Genomic DNA, 17,947 nt, shown 5'->3' with positions numbered 1-17,947 from the left:
GTGCGGGGCGTCAGGACGAGGACTGGTCCTGCTGGGCGGTGAGCGGGGTGGCGATGTCCTCCAGCGACCGGCCTTCGGCCTTGATGCCGAACGCGAGCTCGGCGATCCCGCCGAGCGCCATGATCGCAGCCCCGATGTAGAAGCCCAGGGCGACCAGCTCGGCGCTGCCGGATTCGATGAACCGGCCGAACAGCACGGGACCGGCGACGCCCCCGGCGGCGGTGCCCACGGCGTAGAAGAACGCGATCGCCAGGGCTCTGGTCTCCATCGGGAAGATCTCGCTGACGGTGAGGTAGGCGGCGCTGGCCCCGGTCGAGGCGAAGAAGAACGTCACGACCAGCATCAGCAGGAACGTCCACGAGGTCAGCCCGCCGCCGACGAACAGCAACCCGGTCGCGGTGAGCAGCGCGGCGGAGCCGAGGTAGCAGCCGGAGATCATCGTCTTGCGGCCGACCGTGTCGAACAACCACCCGAGGGTCAGCGGACCGGCGAGGCTGGCCAGCGCGTAGATCGCGAAGTAGTAGGGCACGGCCCCGGAGTCCACCGCGAAGAACTCGCTGAGCAGGGTGCCCAGGTCGAAGGTCACCGCGTTGTAGAGGAACGCCTGCCCGAGGAACAGCGCCAGGCACAGCAGGCTGCGCCGCGGGTAGGTCCGGAACGCGGTCCGGGCGATCTCGGCGATGCTGATGGAGCGGCGCTGGCGGACGGTGATGCTCTGCTCGGGCCGGGCGAGCTGCCGGCCGGTCTGCTCGGTGACGGCGCGTTCGATGCCCTCGACGGTGTTCTCGGCCTCGCGGTCGCGGCCGTGGATGAACAGCCACCGGGGGCTTTCCGGGACGTGCCTGCGCACCAGCAGCACCGCGAAGCCGAGCACGACCCCGATCAAAAACGCGATCCGCCAGCCGAGGTCCGCGGCGACCACCGCGGTGTTGAGCAGGACCACGGCCAGCAGCGCGCCCCCGGCCGCGCCGAGCCAGTAGCCGCCGTTGATGGCCAAGTCGACCCGGCCGCGGTACCGGGCGGGGATCAGCTCGTCGATCGCCGAGTTGATCGCGGCGTACTCGCCGCCGATCCCGACGCCGGTGAAGAACCGGCAGAGGTAGAAGAACCACGGCTCGAACGACGCCGCCGTCGCCGCGGTGGCGATCAGGTACACCGACAGCGTGATCAGCAACAGCCTCTTGCGGCCGTACCAGTCGGTGAGCTGGCCGAAGACCAGGGCGCCCAGGCACGCCCCGACGACGTAGATCGACCCCGCGAGGCCGATCTGACCGGCGGTGATCTCGATGCCGCTGCCCGGCTCGGTCAGCCGCGAGGACACGTTGCCGACCATGGTCACCTCGAGCCCGTCGAGGATCCACGCGGTGCCGAGCCCGAAGACGATCAACCAGTGGAACCGCGACCACGGCAGCCGGTCCAACCGGGCCGGGATCTCGGTCCGGATCGTGCGCAGTCCAGCGGCGTCCGACACCGGCGTCCCTCCCCTCAGGCGCTCCACGCGGGCCATCAGGCGTTCCATGCGGGTCGGCGACCAGCGTGCTGGGTGACGAGCACCTCCGCGACCGGGACCCCATGACCGGGTGGTCGCCCGGCGCCGGGGACGAGATGGTGCCCACCGGAGCCCTCCACCGTCGTGACATGCGGCCGCTCGTCCTTCACGATGGGGGTATATGCAGTACGGTCGTACTGCATGTCCGATGGTGGAGGAGTCCGCACCCTTGATGAACCAAGCCCCCGACGGCCTGCAGCTGACGGCCGACGTCTACCGGACCATCCAGCTCCGGGACGGGCACCAGCCCGAGTTCAGCCAAGCTGCGCACGAGGTCCTGGAATCGCTGGAACCAGCCCTCTCGCGGCACCCCGAGTACCTGAACTCCGGGGTGGTCGAACGGCTGTGCGAGCCTGAGCGCCAGATCATCTTCCGCGTGCCGTGGGTCGACGACTCCGGCGACGTCCGGGTCAACCGGGGCTTCCGCGTCGAGTTCAACTCCGCGCTCGGGCCGTACAAGGGCGGGCTCCGGTTCCACCCGTCGGTGAACATCGGCGTGATCAAGTTCCTCGGCTTCGAGCAGATCTTCAAGAACGCGCTCACCGGGTTGCCCCTCGGCGGCGGCAAGGGCGGCTCCGACTTCGACCCCAAGGGCAAGTCCGACGCCGAGATCATGCGGTTCTGCCAGTCGTTCATGACCGAGCTGCACCGCCACCTCGGCGAGTACACCGACGTGCCCGCCGGCGACATCGGGGTCGGCCGCCGCGAGATCGGCTACCTGTTCGGCCAGTACAAGCGCATCACCAACCGCTACGAGTCGGGCGTGCTCACCGGCAAGGGGCTCAACTGGGGCGGCTCGCAGGTGCGGACCGAGGCGACCGGGTACGGCACGGTCTACTTCGTCGAGGAGATGCTGCGCACCCGCGGGGCCGGGTTCGACGGCAGCCGGGTCGTGGTGTCCGGTTCCGGCAACGTCGCCATCTACGCCGCCCGGAAGGCCGAGGAGCTCGGCGGCACCGTGATCGCCATGTCCGACTCCGGCGGCTACGTCGTCGACGAGGCGGGCCTCGACGTCGAGGCGGTCCGGGAGCTCAAGGAGGTCCGCGGCGGGCGGCTCAAGGAGTACGTCGAGGGCCGGGGCAGCGCCAAGTTCGTCGAGGGCGGTTCGATCTGGGACGTGCCCTGCGCGATCGCGCTGCCCTGCGCGACGCAGAACGAGCTCGCGGAGGACGCGGCCACCACCTTGGTGCGCAACGGCGTGACCGCGGTCGGCGAAGGCGCGAACATGCCGACCACCCCCGGAGCGATGAAGGTGTTCCTGGAGGCCGGGGTCGCCTTCGGGCCCGGCAAGGCCGCCAACGCCGGCGGGGTCGCCACCTCCGGCCTGGAGATGCAGCAGAACGCGTCCCGGGACTCGTGGCACTTCGACTACACCGATGCGCGCCTGTCGGAGATCATGGCCGACATCCACGAGGGCTGCCGGGAGACCGCCGAGGTCTACGGCGCTCCGGGCAACTACGTCCTCGGCGCGAACATCGCCGGGTTCATCAAGGTCGCCGACACCATGCTCGACCTCGGCGTCATCTGAGCGCCGGTCTCCGGTTCGGGTGGCGGCGCGGGAGGTGCCGCCCCGCGGGTCGTGCTCGCGGGCCCGCCGTCGACCGCTGCGAGGAGCGATGCCGTTGCTGTCCGCATCCGGCCTGGAACGGCACCAGGTCGCCGTCTACGTGACGGCCCTGGTGGCCGGGGCCCTGCTGGGCTGGATCGCGCCCGGCGCGGCGCCGGGGCTGGAGCACGCCATCAACCCGGTGCTCGCTGCCCTGCTCTACGTGACGTTCCTGCAGGTGCCCGTCGCCGAGCTGGGACGTTCGCTGCGGGCGGGGCGGTTCCTGGGCGCGGCGCTGGTGGTGAACTTCGCGGTGGTGCCGCTGGTGGTCGCGGCGCTGTTCGCGTTCCTGCCCGACGACCGGGCGGTGCGGCTCGGCGTGCTGCTGGTCCTGCTGACGCCGTGCGTGGACTACGTGATCGCGTTCAGCGGGTTGGCGGGCGGCAGCAGCAGGCGGCTGCTGGCCGCCACCCCGCTGCTGCTGCTGGCGCAGATGGTGCTGCTCCCCGGCTACCTGCTGCTGTTCCTGGGGCCGGAGCTGGCCGAGGTCGTCGAGGTCGGCCCGTTCCTCGAAGCGTTCGTCGTGCTCATCGCCCTCCCGCTGGCGCTCGCCTGGCTCACCCAGGGCTGGGCGGCCCGCCGTCCGGCGGGGCGGCGGACCGCCGACGCGCTGGGGACGGCGATGGTCCCGCTGATGGCCGCGACCCTGTTCACCGTGGTGGCCTCCCAGGTGCCCGAGCTGCGCGGCGGCCTCGCCGACGTGGCCGGGGTCGTGCCGTTCTACGTGCTCTTCCTGGTCGTGATGGCCTTCGCGGGTCTCGGCGTGGCCCGGCTGTTCCGGCTCGCGGTCCCGGAGGCGCGGGCGATCGTGTTCACCGGTGCCACCCGCAACTCGCTGGTGGTCCTGCCGCTGGCCTTGGCGCTGCCCGACGCGTTGGCCCTCGCCGCGGTCGTCGTGGTCACCCAGACCCTCGTCGAGGTGGTCGGCATGGTCGCCTACGTCCGGGCGGTGCCCCGGCTCCTGCCCGACCGGTGATCGCCGCACGCGGCGTCAGTCGCCCGGTCCCCGCTCGCCCGGTCCTCGCTCGCCCGGTCCGCGCTCGCCGGGTCTCCGCTCGCCCGGGCCTGTCGGGGCTGGGTAGGGCTTGGGGAGCTTCAACCCGCGGTCGGCCATCAGCTCGCGCAGCCGGTCCGGGTAGTCGGTGATGATCCCGTCCACGCCGGCGTCCATCAGGGCGGCCATGGTGGCCTCGTCGTCGACCGTCCACGGGATCACGGCCAGCCCCGCCGCGTGCGCGCGGGTGACGAGCCCGGGCGTGGTGTAGGGCCGGTAGTCCGGGTCGGTGACGCGGCCGTCCTGCGGCATCCCGTGCACCGGCGAGATCGCGTCGGCGCCGAACGAGTCGGCGGCGGCGACCAGATCGCCGCCGAAGTCGTCGATGTCGATCCCGCCGAGCCACGGCGAGGCGCCGGGCTCGCCGACCTCGAGGAAGTCGCCGTTGGTCAGCGCCACGAGCGGCAGCCGCGGCTCGACCTCCCGCATCCGCATCAGCGCGCCCCAGTCGAAGCTCTGGACGCTCACCCGGTGCAGCAGCCCGGCCTCGCGCACCTCGCGGGCCACGATGCGGACGAACTGCTCGCGGGGTGCGGTCTCGTCCGGGGCGGCGGCTTCGACCTTGGTCTCGACGTTGAACCGCACCTGGTGGGCGCGGTAGCGCTCGACGAGGTCGAACACCTCCGACAGCAGCGCCATCCGGGCGCCCGGGACCGGTCGCTGCCCCGGGTGCTGCGGCTTGGTCCGCGAGCCGCAGTCCATCGTGCGCACCTGCGCCAGCGTCAGGGTGCGCACGTACTTGCCGACGTACGGGTATTCGGGGTCGCCGGGGAAGGCCGGTTCGGTGTCCTGGCACACCGCGGCCGAGACCTGCCGGTCGTGGGTGACCACGGCGCGGCGGTCCTCGGTGATCTGCACGTCGAGCTCCAGGGTGCTGACCCCGAGCTCCAGCGCGTTCGCGAACGCCGCGAGCGTGCTCTCCACCACGAGCCCGGTACCACCGCGGTGCGCCTGGAGGTCGAAGCGCCCCGGCCCGGGACGCGGCTCGGCGGTCGCCGGAGCGGTGAGCCCGCCGCACAGGCAGGCCACCACCAGGCCGACGAGGGCGGTCCTGGGCGCCCGTCGCGGACGCCGGTCCCCGCGCGGCGCCGCGGCGGTGCCGGTCGCGCGCGGCTGCCGCCGCCGCATCGACAGGTGCGGCATCGACCCTCCTGGTGTTCGACCACTTCGACCGGTGAGGATGCCGCCCGCACGTGGAGCCCGCCTGGATTCGCGCTGTCGACCGCCCGGAGGCCCGGTGAACGGCAAGCAACCCGCCGTGGCTCAGCCCAGGGCGTCGCGGGCGCGGGTGCGCGCGGCGTCCGCGCCCGTCGCGGTCAGGGCGGCCCGCGCGGCCTGCTCGCAGTCGGCCAGCGCGTGCCGGGCCAGGCGGGCGCCGACGGCGGGCAGCGCGGCCGCGGTCATGGACAGGCTGGTGATCCCGAGCCCGGTCAGGACCGCGGCCAGTGCCGGGTCGGCCGCGGCTTCGCCGCACACCCCGACCGGTGTGCCGCGCTCGCGGCCCGCGTCGGCCAGCATCGCGATCAGCCGGAGCAGCGCGGGCTGCCACGGATCGTTGAGCCCCGCCAGCGCGCCGGTCATCCGGTCCGCCGCGAAGGTGTACTGCGCGAGGTCGTTGGTGCCGATGCTGACGAAGTCGACGACGTCGAGCAGTGCCGCGCCGCTGAGCGCGGCGGCCGGGGTTTCGACCATGACGCCGATGCGGTCCAGCCCGGCTTCCCGGGCCAGGTCGGCGAACCACGCGGCTTCCTCGGCGGTCGCGACCATCGGCGCCATCACCGACACGTCGGCGCCGGTGTCCCCGGCCGCGGCGGCGATCGCGTCGAGCTGCCGCCGCAGCAGGTCCGGCCGGTCGAAGGCGAGGCGCAGTCCGCGCACGCCGAGCGCCGGGTTCGGTTCGGCTCCGGAGTCGAGGAACGGCAGCGGCTTGTCCGCGCCCGCGTCGAGGGTGCGGACCACGACGGGCTTCCCGCGCAGCGGGGCGAGCACCTCGGCGTAGGCGGCGCGCTGGGCGGCCACCCCGGGTTCGGCGGTGGCGGCGAGGAAGCAGAACTCGGTGCGGAACAGCCCGACGCCGTCCGCCGCCCCGGCGGCGCGCGCGTCCGCGGGGGAGCCGATGTTGGCCAGCAGCTTGACCGGATGGCCGTCGGCGGTGGTGCCGGAGCCGTGCCAGTCGCCGCGGCTGCGCGGTGCGGCCACGGCGGGTACCGGCGCGGCGTGCAGTTCGACCACACCTCCGTCACCGTCCACGGTGGCGCCCGCGGCCGCTGCGGCGAGGACACCGCGGGCGGCGACGACGGCCGGAATCCCCAGCGCCCGGGCCAGGATCGCCGTGTGGCTGGTGGGGCCGCCCTCCTCGGTGACCAGGGCCAGCACCAGCTCCGGGTCGAGGTCGGCGGTGTCGGCCGGGGCGAGGTCGCGGGCCACCAGCACGCTCGGACCGGTCAGCACCGGAACGCCCGGTGGCGCGACCCCGCCCAGCTCGGCCCGGATCCGGTCGGCCACGTCGCGCACGTCGCGGACCCGCTCGGCGAGGTAGTCGCCGGCGGCGGCCAGCATCTCGGCGACCTGCTCGGCCGCCTCGTGCACCGCCCGCGCGGCGGGCAGCGACCGCTCGGCGACCGATTTCTCCGCCTGCGCCAGCAACGTCGGGTCGACCGCCATCGCGGCCGTCGTCTCCAGCACCGACCGGGCTGCGCCCGCGGCCGCCGCTGCCCGGGTCCGCAACTGCCGCGCCACGGCCTCGGCGGCGGGCCGGATCCGGGCCGCTTCGGCCGCCGGGTCGGCCGGTGCCGGACCGCGAGCCGGCTCCGGCAGGGGCTCGGCGACCCGCACGACCGGGCCGGAGGCGCGGCCGGGGCTGACGCCGACCCCGGATGGGACGGCGGGAGTGCTGCTGCCGGTCATGGAGCTCCCCTCGGGTTGCGCGTTGCTCATCCGCCGTTCGCACGGCCTTGACAATATGGCAACAAGGGGCATACTCGGGCAACACCAAATATCAACCGGAGGAAAACGGGCATGTACGGGGCGGAGCGGCAGCAGCTCCTGGCGCAGCGGGCACGCCGCGACGGGCGCATCGACGTGATGACCGCGGCGACCGAGTTCGAGGTGGCCCCCGAGACGATCCGGCGCGATCTCGGCGCGCTGGAACGACGCGGCGTGGTGCGCCGGGTCTACGGCGGCGCCATCCCGGTGGAACGCCTCGACTTCGAGCCCGGCGTGTCCCTGCGGGACCGGACCAACTCCGCCGAGAAGGAACGCATCGCCCGCGCCGCTCTGGACTTGCTGCCCCCGCGCGGCACGCTGCTGTTCGACGCGGGCACCACGACCGCGCGGCTGGCCGCGCTGCTGCCGAACGACCGGGAGTTCACCGCGGTGACGAACTCGCTGCCGGTGGCCAACCAGCTCGCCACCCGGAGCAACTGCACCCTGCACCTGCTGGGCGGGCGGATCCGGGAGACGACGCTGGCCTCGGTCGAGTCCTGGGCGCTGAACGTGCTCAGCGGGCTGACCGTGGACGTCGGCTTCTTCGGCACCAACGGGTTCTCCGCGGCGCGCGGCTGCACCACGCCCGACGCGGCCGAAGCCGCGGTGAAGACGGCGATGGTGACCGCGAGCAGGCGCCGGGTGCTGCTGGCCGACCACAGCAAGTACGGCGACGACCAGTTCAGCCGGTTCGCCCGGCTCGCCGAGATGGACGTGGTCGTCACCGACGACGGTCTGGACGAGGCGGCGTGGACCGAACTCACCGCCGAGACCGAAGTGGTGGCGGCATGATCGTCACCGTCACCCCGAATCCGAGCCTGGACCGCACGGTCCTGGTGGACGCCCTCGTGCCCGGGGCGATCCACCGGGTCGGCCCCGCGCGGCTCGACCCGGGCGGCAAGGGCGTCAACGTCGCCAGGGCGCTCACCGCGGCCGGGCGCCCGGCGGTCGCGGTGCTGCCCTCCGGCGGCGCCGAGGGGGCCAGGATGGCGGAACTGCTCGCCGCCGAAGGGGTGCCGGTGGTCGAGGTGCCGATCGAGGCGGCGACCCGCAGCAACGTCACCGTCGTCGAAGCCGGCGGGACCACGAGCAAGTTCAACGAGCCCGGCCCGGAGCTGACCGGTGCCGAACGCGCCGCGCTGGAGGGCAAGGCGGCCGAGCTCGCCGCGCGGGCCGACTGGCTGGTCAGCTCCGGCAGCCTGCCCGCGGGCGACGGCACCGATCTGCACGCCCGGCTGGTGCGCGCCGGACGCGGTGCGGGAGCGCGCGTCGCGGTCGACGCCTCGGGCCCGGCTCTGACCGCGGCCTGCCAGGCGGGACCGGACCTGATCAAACCGAACCTCCAGGAGCTGTCCGAACTCGCCGGCCGGCCGCTGCGGCGGCTCGGCGACGTGCTCGCCGTCGCCACCGAGGTGCGCGCGGCCGGGGTGCGGACGGTCCTGGTCAGCCTCGGCGAGCACGGGGCGCTCCTGGTGGAGCACAGCGGAGCCTGGCACGCGACGAGCCGGGCGGCGGCGGTGCGCAGCACCGTCGGAGCGGGAGACGCGGCACTGGCGGGTTTCCTGCACGCGGGCGGCACCGGACCTTCGGCCCTGCGCGCGGCGGTCGCCCACGGTGCCGCCGCCGTCGGGCTCGCGGGCTCCCGGATGCCCGGTCCGCACCAGGTGCGCACGGCATCGGTGCGGGTGCACGAAGTGGACGAATCCTTGAGCCTCACTGGAGCGGCGGCATGACGCCCACCGATACCGAACTGATCACGCCCGACCTGGTCGACCTCGACCTCCGGGCCGACGACCGGCGCGAAGCCGTGCGGTCGCTGGCGATGCGGCTGGCCGACGCCGGGCGCGTCACCGACCTCGACATCTTCCTGTCCGACGTGGAAGCCCGCGAGCAGCAGATGGCCACCGGCCTGGAAGGCGGGATCGGGATCCCGCACTGCCGCTCGTCGGCGGTGACCGCGCCGACGCTGGCCTTCGGCCGCAGCGCCGCGGGCGTCGACTTCGGCGCCGCGGACGGGCCCGCGACGCTGATCTTCCTCATCGCCGCACCGGCAGGCGGTGGGGACGCGCACCTGGCCGTGCTCGCCGCGCTCGCCCGGCGGCTGGTGCGCGCGGAGTTCGCGCAAGCGCTGCGCGAGGCCGACGACCCGGCGGCGCTGGCCGAGTACGTGCGCGGGGAGGTCGCGCCATGAGGCTCGTCGCCGTGACCGCCTGCCCGACCGGCATCGCGCACACCTACATGGCCGCCGAGTCCCTGGAGCAGGCCGCGAAGGACGCCGGGGCCGAGATCCGGGTGGAGACCCAGGGTTCGGCGGGATCCGCCCCGCTGTCCGCGGCCGACATCCAGGCGGCCGATGCGGTGATCTTCGCCGCCGACGTCGGCGTGCAGGACCGCGAACGCTTCGCGGGCAAGCCGCTCGTCGAGGCCGGGGTCAAGCAGGCCATCAACGACGCCGCGGCGCTGCTGGACCGCGCGCGGACCGCCGCCGGAGGGCGGCCCGCCGAGCCCGGTGACGCCCCAGCCGCGGAACCGGCGGCGCCGCCGGAGCGGACCGGTGCGGTCGAGTCGGGTGCCGGGCCGGCCGCCCGGCTGCGCCAGTGGCTGATGACCGGGGTGAGCTACCTGATCCCGTTCGTGGCCGCGGGCGGCCTGCTCATCGCGTTGAGCTACGCGCTCGGCGGGTACCGGATCAGCGACGCCCCGGACGTGACCGAGCACTTCGACGCGGCGAGCCTGGCGAGCTGGGCGGCGCTGACCAACCAGATCGGCACCGGGGCCTTCGAGTTCCTGGTACCGGTGCTGGCCGGGTTCATCGCCTTCGCCATGGCCGACCGCCCGGCGATCGCCCCCGGGTTCGTCGGCGGCTACGCCGCGGTGACCGTCGGCGCCGGGTTCCTCGGTGGCCTGGTCGCCGGGTTGCTCGCCGGTGCCGTCGTCGCCGGGCTGCGCCGGGTCCGCGTCCCCCGCGCGGTGGCCGGGATCATGCCGGTGGTGGTGCTGCCGCTGGTGGGCTCGCTCGTGGTCGGCACCGTCATGTTCGTGCTGATCGGCAAGCCGATCGCCGCGGTGATGACCGGGCTCACCGACTGGCTCGGCAGCCTGTCCGGGGCCAACGCGGCGCTGCTCGGCGGGCTGCTGGGCGCGATGATCGCCTTCGACATGGGCGGACCGGTCAACAAGGTCGCCTACACCTTCGCGGTCGGCGGCCTGAGCATCGGCAACCAGACCTCGCTGGAGATCATGGCGGCGGTGATGGCCGCGGGCATGGTCCCGCCGCTGGCCCTGGCGCTGGCCGCCGCGGTGCGCGGCAGGCTGTTCACCCCGGCCGAGCGCAACGCGGGGCGCACCGGATGGCTGCTCGGCGCCTCGTTCATCACCGAGGGCGCGATCCCCTTCGCCGCGAGCGATCCGCTGCGGGTGATCCCGTCCATCGTGGTCGGTTCGGCCACCACCGGGGCGCTGTCGATGGCCTTCGGCGCCACCCTGCGCGCCCCGCACGGCGGGCTGTTCGTGCTGCCGCTGGCGGGCAACGCGCTGCCGTACCTGCTCGCGATCGCCACGGGCGTGGTCGTCGCCGCCGGGGCGGTGCTGGTGGCCAAGCGGATCGGCGGCGGCACCGAACCCGGGACCCCCGCGCCGACCACCACGGCCGCCACCGCCTGAGCTCGGCCCCGCACGAGCAGCAATCGACCCGGGAGGAGTCCCCATGCAACGACGCGCCACCATCGCCGCCTCGGTCGGCCTGCACGCCAGGCCCGCGGCCTTGTTCGCCGAGCAGGCCGCCGCCCAGCCGTCCCCGGTGACCATCGCCAAGGTCACCGACGGCCGGCCCGGAACGCCCGTCGACGGAGCCAGCGTGCTCGCCCTGATGACCCTCGGCGCCCGGCACGGGGAGGAGGTGGAGCTGACCTCCGACAGCCCCGAAGCGCTCGACGCGCTCGCCGCGCTGCTGGAGCAGGACCTCGACGAAGAGCCCGTCACCGCGTGACCGCCGCGGCCCGATCGCCGAGTTCCGGCTCGACACGGCCACGTCGTTCGGGCTCGACGTCTTCGCGGGGGAGGCGGGGCGCACCCGCGTCGGCTACGACGTCGCGGCGGGCGAGCTGGTCGTCGACCGCACGGCGTCCGGGTCGACCCCGGTCAGCGCGACGTTCCCGGCGAAGCACGGCGCACCGCTGCTCGCGTTGCCCGACGGGGTGCTGCGGTTGCGGTTGATCGCCGACCGGTCCTGCGTGGAGGTCTACGCCGACCGCGGCCAGGCCGTCCTGACGGAGCCGGTGTTCCCCGACGCCGGGAGCGACGCGCTCCGGCCGTTCGCCACCGGCGGTCGGGTCCTGGTCCCGTCGCTGGAGGTCTTCGACCTGACCGCGTGAGGGGTCTGCCGGAGCGGTGCGGGTGGCGGACCGCGGCGGTCCACCCGCCGCGGTCGGCGGCGGGATTCGGGTGCCCGGCCGGTGGGTAGCACCCACGGCGGGAACGATGGCCCCTCGTCGTGGAGGTGCGACATGGCCGTGAACACGGCACGCGAGATCATGACCGGCGATCCCCGGTGCATCCGCACCGACCAGACCGCGGCCGACGCCGCGCGGCTGATGGCCGATCAGGGCGTCGGTGCCCTGCCGCTGTGCGGACCGGACGACAAGATCAAGGGCGTGGTCACCGATCGGGACCTGGTGGTCAAGGTCGTCGCCCAGGGGCGCGACGCGGGCACCTTCCCCGCCGGCGACCTCAACCAGGCCGAGGCCGTCACCATCGGGGCCGACGACCCGCTGGAGGAGGTCATGACGACCATGTCCCGCCACGGGGTCAAGCGGTTGCCGGTCATCGACGGCAGCAGGCTCGTCGGGATGATCGCGCTGTCCGACGTCGCCCGCTCGCTCCCCGGTTCGCGCACCGGCGAACTGGTCGACGCCCTGTCCCGCTGACCGCCGGGGGCGGTGACGTCGGCGCCGTTCGCCGGTGCCGCGACGTCGCCGCCCCCGGGCTCGGCGGCGCGTCGACCGCATAGGTGATCCACATCACAGTTAACTCTTTCTGGTGAACGTTGTCGGCGTGGCTGGCGTGTTCCCGGCGTGCCAGCAACCGCCGTCGTTCAGCGCGCCGCGGCTTCCCCGCGCGGGTGCGGTCGCATCGACAGCCCCGCGAACCGGGAGAGGAGTCCGCGCGCGTGACCATCGAGCAGAAGTTCGTCGCCCCCGACTTGGAGGCGACGGCGGATCCGCCGCCCTCGGTGCGCACCGCCCGCCGCCCCGGGACGCTCCGCCGCCGGGAGCGCGCCCCGTGGTGGGTGCTCGGACTCGGGTTGCTGGCCGGACTCGGCTTCGTCGGGGTGAACCTGTACTACAACGGCGGGCGCTACATCCCGCCGCTGGACGACGCCTACATCCACATGCAGTACGCCAAGCAGATCGGCTCCGGGCACTTCCTGCAGTACAACACCGGTGATCCGATCAGCACCGGCGCGAGCAGCCTGCTGTACGTGGTGCTGCTCGGCGCGCTGTACTTCCTCGGCGTGCAGGGCGCGCTGTTCCTGCCCGCCGCGGTGCTGTTCGGCGTCGTCTGCCACGCGCTGACGGCGGCGGGCGTCGTGGTCCTCGGCGGTCGGCTGTCCGGTCGGCGCACCGGCATCTGGGCCGGGGTGCTGGCCGCGCTCAGCGGGCCGCTGCTGTGGGGCGCAACCAGCGGCATGGAGGTGTCGCTCACCGCGCTGCTGCTGGTCGCCGCCCTGCTGGCGTTCACCGCGGAGGCGCCGCGCGCGCTGTTCCGGGTCACCCCCGCGGTCGTCGCGCTGGCCGCGCTGTGCCGGTTGGAGGCGTTCGTCTTCCTGGCACCGCTGGTGCTGCTGATGCTCGTCGCCGCGTGGCGCAGGCACCGGCCCGCGCGGGCGGCCGGGTGGTCGCTGTGGGCGCTGCTGCCGATCTGGGTCACCGGCGCCCAGCTGCTGTTCTACGAGGCCGCGACCGGGAGTTCGTCGCCGAACGGTTCGCAGGCCAAGTCCCTGCTCAGCGCCCCGCACTTCACCTGGGGCGAGTTCGCGGGCGGGGTGGCGGCCAACGCCCGCGAGTTCCTGTCCATCCTCAGCGGGCTGAGCAGGCAGGACTTCGCGTTCCCCGGTGCGCTGGCGGTGGCCGCGATCGGCGTGGTGGCGCTGGCCGCGCGCGGTGGCGTGCGCAGGCAGGTCGGGCTGGCGATGGCGGCCGGGATGGCGCTGGCGGTGCTGGCGATCTCGACGATGGCCACCGCGCTGTGGCAGCAGGTGCGCTACCTCCAGCCGTTCCTGCCGCTGTTCGCGCTGGCCTGCGTGGTCGGGCTCACCTCGGTGGCGACCTGGCTGGCCGGTCGTGCCGGGCGTCGCGCGGCCACCGCGCTGCTCGGCGTCGCGCTGGTGTTCACCGCGGTGTCGCTGCCGCTGTGGGCGAACAACGTCGGGCGGGACTCGGAGTCGATCCGGACCCGGATCGTGGCCCTGGCCACCTGGATGAAGGGGCACCTGCCGCCGGACGCCTCGATCGGGGTGCACGACGTCGGCGCCGCGGCCTACCTGGGCGGGCACGAGACGGTGGACCTCGTCGGGCTCACCACCAACGGCGTGGCCGACGCCGCGATCAACGGCATGGGCAGCCTGTACGAGGTGCTCAGCGGGTGGACCGCGCAGCAGCGACCGGACTACATCGCCATCTACGACGCGATGCCGGACGGCATCCGGCTGGAGGAGCTGGCCGACGGATCGGTGTTCGGCACCACCATGCTCGCGCTGCCGAACATGACCGTCTACCGGGCCGACTGGAGCGAGCTGGGCAGCGGGGCGCAGCCGCTGGTCGAGGTCTCCGGGCAGCTCCGCGACCGGCTCAACGTCGGGTCGATGGCCGACGAGGAGGCGCACGACCACAGCATCGACCCGCCCCGCCGGAACTTCCAGCCCGCGACCGGTCTGCACACCGTCGAGGCGGGCGGCCGGGAGGTCGTCGACAGCTACCGGCACGTCTGGGGGACCGAGGAGTTCACCCTGAACGGGCTGACCCCGGGGCAGCCGGTGGAACTGGTCATGCGGCACGACTCGACCGAACCCAAGCCCGGCGCCTACACCGGTGCGCGGGAGGTCCGGGTGCAGGTCGACGGGGTGGAGATCGGCAACCAGCTCCTCGAACCGCACCCCCGGGGCTGGGCGGAGTCGGTGATCACCATCCCGGCCGAGCGGGTCACCTCCGACACCATCGAGATCCGGATGGCGCCCACCCAGGAGTACGTCGGCCCCTACCCGAACTACCGCTCCTTCGGCTACTGGGCCTACCAGTGAGGTCCCGGCTGTAGCCGAGCGCTGCGGGGCCGGACTCGGTCTCACCCGATCGGGCTAGTGCGTTGCTAGGATGCCCCGCGCCGCGGACCGCGGTGTGCCGTCGCAGCCAGGGGAGTCCGATGTCCGAGCCCACCCACCCGGCGTCCGGCGACGCCGCGGCAGGCGCCGCGCGGCCGCGGGCCAAGCGCGTCGCGGTCCTCGGCAGCAGCGGCGGCAACCTGCACAGCCACGGCGGGGACGATCCGGCGGCGCTGCTCGGCGACATCCGGCGCCAGCTCGCCGCCGCGGGCGTCGAACTCGCCGCGATCCAGTTCGTCGCCGCCGAGGGGTCGATGGACGGCATCGCCGAGGACGCCCCGGCGGCGCTGTGGGCGCTCCGCGACGGTGCGCCCGCGGTCGTGGAGCGGGGCCCGCTGGCGGCGGTGAACGCCGCCGCCCGGGAACGCGACGGGCAGCTCGCCGAGGCGGTCCGGACCGGCGAGGTGGACGGGATCGTGCTGGTCAGCGCCGATCCCGACGACATCAACCACCTGACCGTGCGGGCCGCCGCCGATGCGGGCCTGCCCGCGGGCGGCACCGGGGGCACCTCGCTGGCCGGGGCGCGGGCGCTCGGCCTGGACCTCGTCGCCGCCTCCGGCACCACCGGGACCACCAGCGCCACCCGCGCGGTCTCCTACGCCGCCGGGCTGGCCCGCCACTGGGGGCTGAAGTACCGCCCCTCGATCGGCAGCGCCACCACCGCGGCGGCGGGCAGCCCGTGGCGGCGGATCAGCCCGCGCGGGATCATGGTCGGCAGCATCCCGGCCTTCATCGCGCTGGCCCTGGTGCTGGCGGTCAGCAAGATCCCCGGGATGGACTTCCTCGGCCCGGTCTTCGACACCCTGATGGACGGCCTGCCGGTGGTGGTGGCTGCGGTCGCCGCCCGCCGGGTCTCCGGGCTCGACGAGGTCGGGCTGGTCGCCGGGGTCGTCGCGGGGGTGCTCGCGGTGCCCGGCGGCGTGCTGGGCGGACTGGTCGGCGGCGTGCTGGCCGGGGTGCTCGCGGCCGCCCTGCTCGGCTGGACGCTGGCGCGCCGCTTCCCGGCCACCACCGCCAACATCGTCAGCGGGGGACTGGCCGGTCTCGTCGGCGGACTGGTGGTGCACGGAGCGCTCGCCCCGGTGACCGACGCCCTCGGCGCCGGGGTCAAGACCGGGATCGAGGCCCTGGTGGCGTTCAACCCGCTGCTGGCCGGGGCCGTCGCCGGGCTGGCGATGTGGCCGGCCATCATCGGCGGCGTCTACCACGCGGTGATCCTGCCGCTGGTGCTGGTCGAGATGGGCGAGAAGGGGCACAGCTTCTTCGGCGCGATCGACATGGTGGCGCTGGTGATGGTCAGCCTGGGCGTCACCCTGGCCAACGCGGTGCTGCCGCGCACCGGCGGGGAACGCGCGCTGGCCGCCTCCGGGGCGGTCGTCAACTTCGGCTTCGGCACCTTCGTCGAGGCGTCCTACCCGTTCCTGTTCGCCGACAAGCGGGTCTTCGCCGGGGCGCTGCTCAGCGCCGGGCTCGGCGGTGCGCTGGTCGGGCTGTCCGGTTCCGAGGCGACCGCCTACCTGCCCGCGTTCGTCCCGCCGTTCATCGCGACGGACAAGGTGGGCATGGCGGTGGCGATGCTGGCCGCGTTCGGCTGCGCCTTCGGCCTCACGGCGCTGGTGAACCTGCACGTTCGGCGGCGGCCGGCCGCGGCGTAGCCGGTGCGGTGCGCTCGCCGGGCAGCAGCCGGTCGAGCAGCACCAGCGCGCTGCCGAGCAGCCAGAACGCCACCGCGTAGACGACCACGTTGAGCAGCAGGCCGTCGTAGCCGAGCGCGTCCACGTCGATGAACGGGTAGGGGTAGCGGTCCGGTCCGTCGACGAAGCCGCCGCGGATCATCGCGAACGCCAGGTAGCCGAACGGGTAGACCAGCCAGAGCGCGGCGTGCGACCAGCGCAGCCTGCGGTGCGCGGCGAACAGCAGCCAGTCCAGCGCCGCGAGCACCGGGGTGACGCTGTGCAGCAGGTCGCTGCCGAGCTGCTCCGCGGCGGGCTGGACGTGGGCCGGGGCGAACTCGTCGGCCGCGGTGTCCACCAGCACCAGGTTGAACACCAGGCCGGTGATCAGGATGTAGACGGTCACCGCGCCCTTGAGCGCCGGGGGCAGGTGGCCGCGGCCGAGCGCCGAGGCCACCGCCGACCAGGCGAAGGCCGCCGCGAGCAGCACGTTGCTCTGCACGGTGAAGTAGACCAGCGAGCCGCTGAAGCTGCCGTCGCCGACGGTCAGCACGATGCCGACGACCGCGATGACGGCGATGGCCAGCCGGAACAGCACGGCGAGCGCTCGGAGCACGGGTGTTCCCCCAGGGAATGCGAAGAATATTCGCTACCCAGTGTAGGGGAACGGCGACCCCGGACGGGGCGGTGATCAGCTCGACGAGATCAACGAGCGCAGGAAGAAGCCGAGGTTGGCCGGGCGCTCGGCGAGCCGCCGCATGAAGTAGCCGTACCACTCCTCGCCGTAGGCGACGTAGACCCGCATCCGGCTCCCCTCGGCCGCCAGCCGCCGCTGCTCGGCGTCCCGGATGCCGTAGAGCATCTGGTACTCGTGGTCGTCCGGTCGGCGCCCGGCCCGCGCCGCCAGCTCGGCCGCCAGCGCCACCATCCGCGGGTCGTGGGTGGCCACCATCGGGTAGCCCGCGCCCTCCATCAGCACCTTCAGGCAGCGCACGTAGGAGCGGTCCACGTCCTCCTTGCGCTGGAAGGCCACCGAGGCGGGTTCGGCGTAGGCGCCCTTGCACAGCCGCACCCGCGAGCCCTCGCCCGCGAGGTCCCGGCAGTCCTGCTCGGTGCGGTGCAGGTAGGCCTGCAGCACCGCGCCCACCCACGGGAAGTCCACCCGCAGGTCGCGCAGGATGCCGAGGGTGGAGTCCGTGGTGGTGTGGTCCTCCATGTCCAGCGTCACGGTGGTGCCCGCCGCGGCGGCGGCCTCGCAGATCCGCCGGGCCCCGTCCAACGCCACCTTCTCGCCGTCCGCGGGCAGGAACTGGCCGACCGCCGAGAGCTTCACCGACACCTCGGCGCGGTCGGCGAGCCCCTCCTCGCCCAGCAGCCGCAGCAGGTGCCGGTAGGCCCGCACCGTGGTCGCCGCCTGCTCGGTGTCCGAGGTGTCCTCGCCCAGGTGGTCGAGGGTGACGAGCCAGCCGTCGGCGCCGAGTCGGCGGACCGCCCGCACCGCGTCCTCGGGGCCGGTGCCGACGACGAAGCGCTCGACGACCTTGCCGGTCAGCGGGTTGGCCTCGACGAGCCGGCGCACGCCGCGGGACCGGGCGGCGGCGAGCATGCTGCTGCGGAGCATGGCGCTCTCCTTCGGGAGTGATCTGCGGTGCGGGCGGGTGCCGGGGGTCGCGACGGGCTCCCGGGGGACCGGTGCCCGTCGCGA

At 74.0% G+C, this 17,947-nt stretch carries 16 protein-coding genes; 11 read left to right on the top strand and 5 right to left on the bottom strand.

Annotated elements, in window-relative coordinates; translation table 11 throughout:
* Positions 1-10: 10 nt before the first annotated feature.
* Positions 11-1,471: an MFS transporter gene (locus ACQP0T_RS20080; protein WP_433869468.1), complete on the bottom strand. Its 1,461-nt coding sequence runs from the start codon at positions 1,469-1,471 to the stop codon at positions 11-13.
* A gap of 250 nt (positions 1,472-1,721) precedes the next feature.
* Between ACQP0T_RS20080 and gdhA the strand changes: the two genes are divergently transcribed.
* Entirely contained in the window at positions 1,722-3,077 is a 1,356-nt protein-coding gene (gene gdhA / locus ACQP0T_RS20075; protein WP_433869467.1) for an NADP-specific glutamate dehydrogenase, read from the top strand.
* A gap of 88 nt (positions 3,078-3,165) precedes the next feature.
* Entirely contained in the window at positions 3,166-4,131 is a 966-nt protein-coding gene (locus ACQP0T_RS20070) for an arsenic resistance protein (RefSeq protein ID WP_433869466.1), read from the top strand.
* Positions 4,132-4,146: 15 nt separating this feature from the next.
* On the opposite strand, the gene ACQP0T_RS20065 is transcribed toward ACQP0T_RS20070, so the two are convergent.
* Positions 4,147-5,352 (bottom strand): glycerophosphodiester phosphodiesterase family protein, encoded by a 1,206-nt coding sequence (locus ACQP0T_RS20065; RefSeq protein WP_433869465.1) that lies wholly within the window; start codon positions 5,350-5,352, stop codon positions 4,147-4,149.
* A 120-nt stretch (positions 5,353-5,472) separates the two neighbouring features.
* Positions 5,473-7,116 carry a putative PEP-binding protein gene (locus ACQP0T_RS20060; RefSeq protein ID WP_433869464.1) on the bottom strand — a complete coding sequence of 548 codons (1,644 nt, stop codon included), beginning with the start codon at positions 7,114-7,116 and terminating at the stop codon, positions 5,473-5,475.
* A 111-nt stretch (positions 7,117-7,227) separates the two neighbouring features.
* Here ACQP0T_RS20060 and ACQP0T_RS20055 point away from each other — a divergent pair, with 111 nt between their 5' ends.
* From ACQP0T_RS20055 to ACQP0T_RS20015, 9 genes are all read left to right on the top strand, one after another.
* Positions 7,228-7,986 (top strand): DeoR/GlpR family DNA-binding transcription regulator, encoded by a 759-nt coding sequence (locus ACQP0T_RS20055; protein ID WP_433869463.1) that lies wholly within the window; start codon positions 7,228-7,230, stop codon positions 7,984-7,986.
* Positions 7,983-8,927 carry a 1-phosphofructokinase gene (pfkB, locus tag ACQP0T_RS20050; RefSeq protein ID WP_433869462.1) on the top strand — a complete coding sequence of 315 codons (945 nt, stop codon included), beginning with the start codon at positions 7,983-7,985 and terminating at the stop codon, positions 8,925-8,927. The genes ACQP0T_RS20055 and pfkB overlap by 4 nt, the downstream gene beginning before the upstream one ends.
* Complete coding sequence (locus ACQP0T_RS20045) at positions 8,924-9,385, top strand: PTS sugar transporter subunit IIA (RefSeq protein WP_433869461.1); 462 nt, start codon at positions 8,924-8,926, stop codon at positions 9,383-9,385. Before pfkB ends, ACQP0T_RS20045 begins: the two co-directional genes overlap by 4 nt.
* Entirely contained in the window at positions 9,382-10,857 is a 1,476-nt protein-coding gene (locus ACQP0T_RS20040) for a PTS fructose transporter subunit IIC (RefSeq protein ID WP_433869460.1), read from the top strand. Before ACQP0T_RS20045 ends, ACQP0T_RS20040 begins: the two co-directional genes overlap by 4 nt.
* 43 nt (positions 10,858-10,900) lie before the next feature.
* The gene (locus tag ACQP0T_RS20035) at positions 10,901-11,182 is read left to right on the top strand and encodes an HPr family phosphocarrier protein (RefSeq protein WP_433869459.1); all 282 of its coding nucleotides are present in this window, start codon (positions 10,901-10,903) and stop codon (positions 11,180-11,182) included.
* A gap of 13 nt (positions 11,183-11,195) precedes the next feature.
* Positions 11,196-11,567, top strand: coding sequence for a GH32 C-terminal domain-containing protein (locus ACQP0T_RS20030; RefSeq protein ID WP_433873794.1), 372 nt, complete (start codon positions 11,196-11,198; stop codon positions 11,565-11,567).
* Between the two features lie 138 nt (positions 11,568-11,705).
* Positions 11,706-12,119, top strand: a complete 414-nt coding sequence (locus ACQP0T_RS20025) for a CBS domain-containing protein (RefSeq protein WP_433873792.1) — start codon at positions 11,706-11,708, stop codon at positions 12,117-12,119.
* A gap of 242 nt (positions 12,120-12,361) precedes the next feature.
* Entirely contained in the window at positions 12,362-14,491 is a 2,130-nt protein-coding gene (locus ACQP0T_RS20020) for a hypothetical protein (protein WP_433869458.1), read from the top strand.
* A 119-nt stretch (positions 14,492-14,610) separates the two neighbouring features.
* Complete coding sequence (locus ACQP0T_RS20015; RefSeq protein ID WP_433869457.1) at positions 14,611-16,224, top strand: hypothetical protein; 1,614 nt, start codon at positions 14,611-14,613, stop codon at positions 16,222-16,224.
* On the opposite strand, the gene ACQP0T_RS20010 is transcribed toward ACQP0T_RS20015, so the two are convergent.
* Together ACQP0T_RS20010 and ACQP0T_RS20005 are read right to left on the bottom strand one after the other, a co-directional pair.
* On the bottom strand, positions 16,175-16,858 hold the full coding sequence (locus ACQP0T_RS20010; protein WP_433869456.1) for a Pr6Pr family membrane protein: 684 nt from the start codon (positions 16,856-16,858) through the stop codon (positions 16,175-16,177). The two genes, ACQP0T_RS20015 and ACQP0T_RS20010, sit on opposite strands and share 50 nt — an antisense overlap.
* 75 nt (positions 16,859-16,933) lie before the next feature.
* Entirely contained in the window at positions 16,934-17,863 is a 930-nt protein-coding gene (locus tag ACQP0T_RS20005; protein ID WP_433869455.1) for a proline dehydrogenase family protein, read from the bottom strand.
* Positions 17,864-17,947 lie beyond the last annotated feature (84 nt).

Source organism: Saccharopolyspora sp. CA-218241 (assembly GCF_050954615.1).
In the GTDB taxonomy this organism is placed as follows: Bacteria; Actinomycetota; Actinomycetes; order Mycobacteriales; family Pseudonocardiaceae; genus Saccharopolyspora; species Saccharopolyspora cebuensis.
The sequence above is the reverse complement of the archived record's forward strand: the minus strand, read 5'-3'. Positions and strand labels throughout refer to the sequence as shown.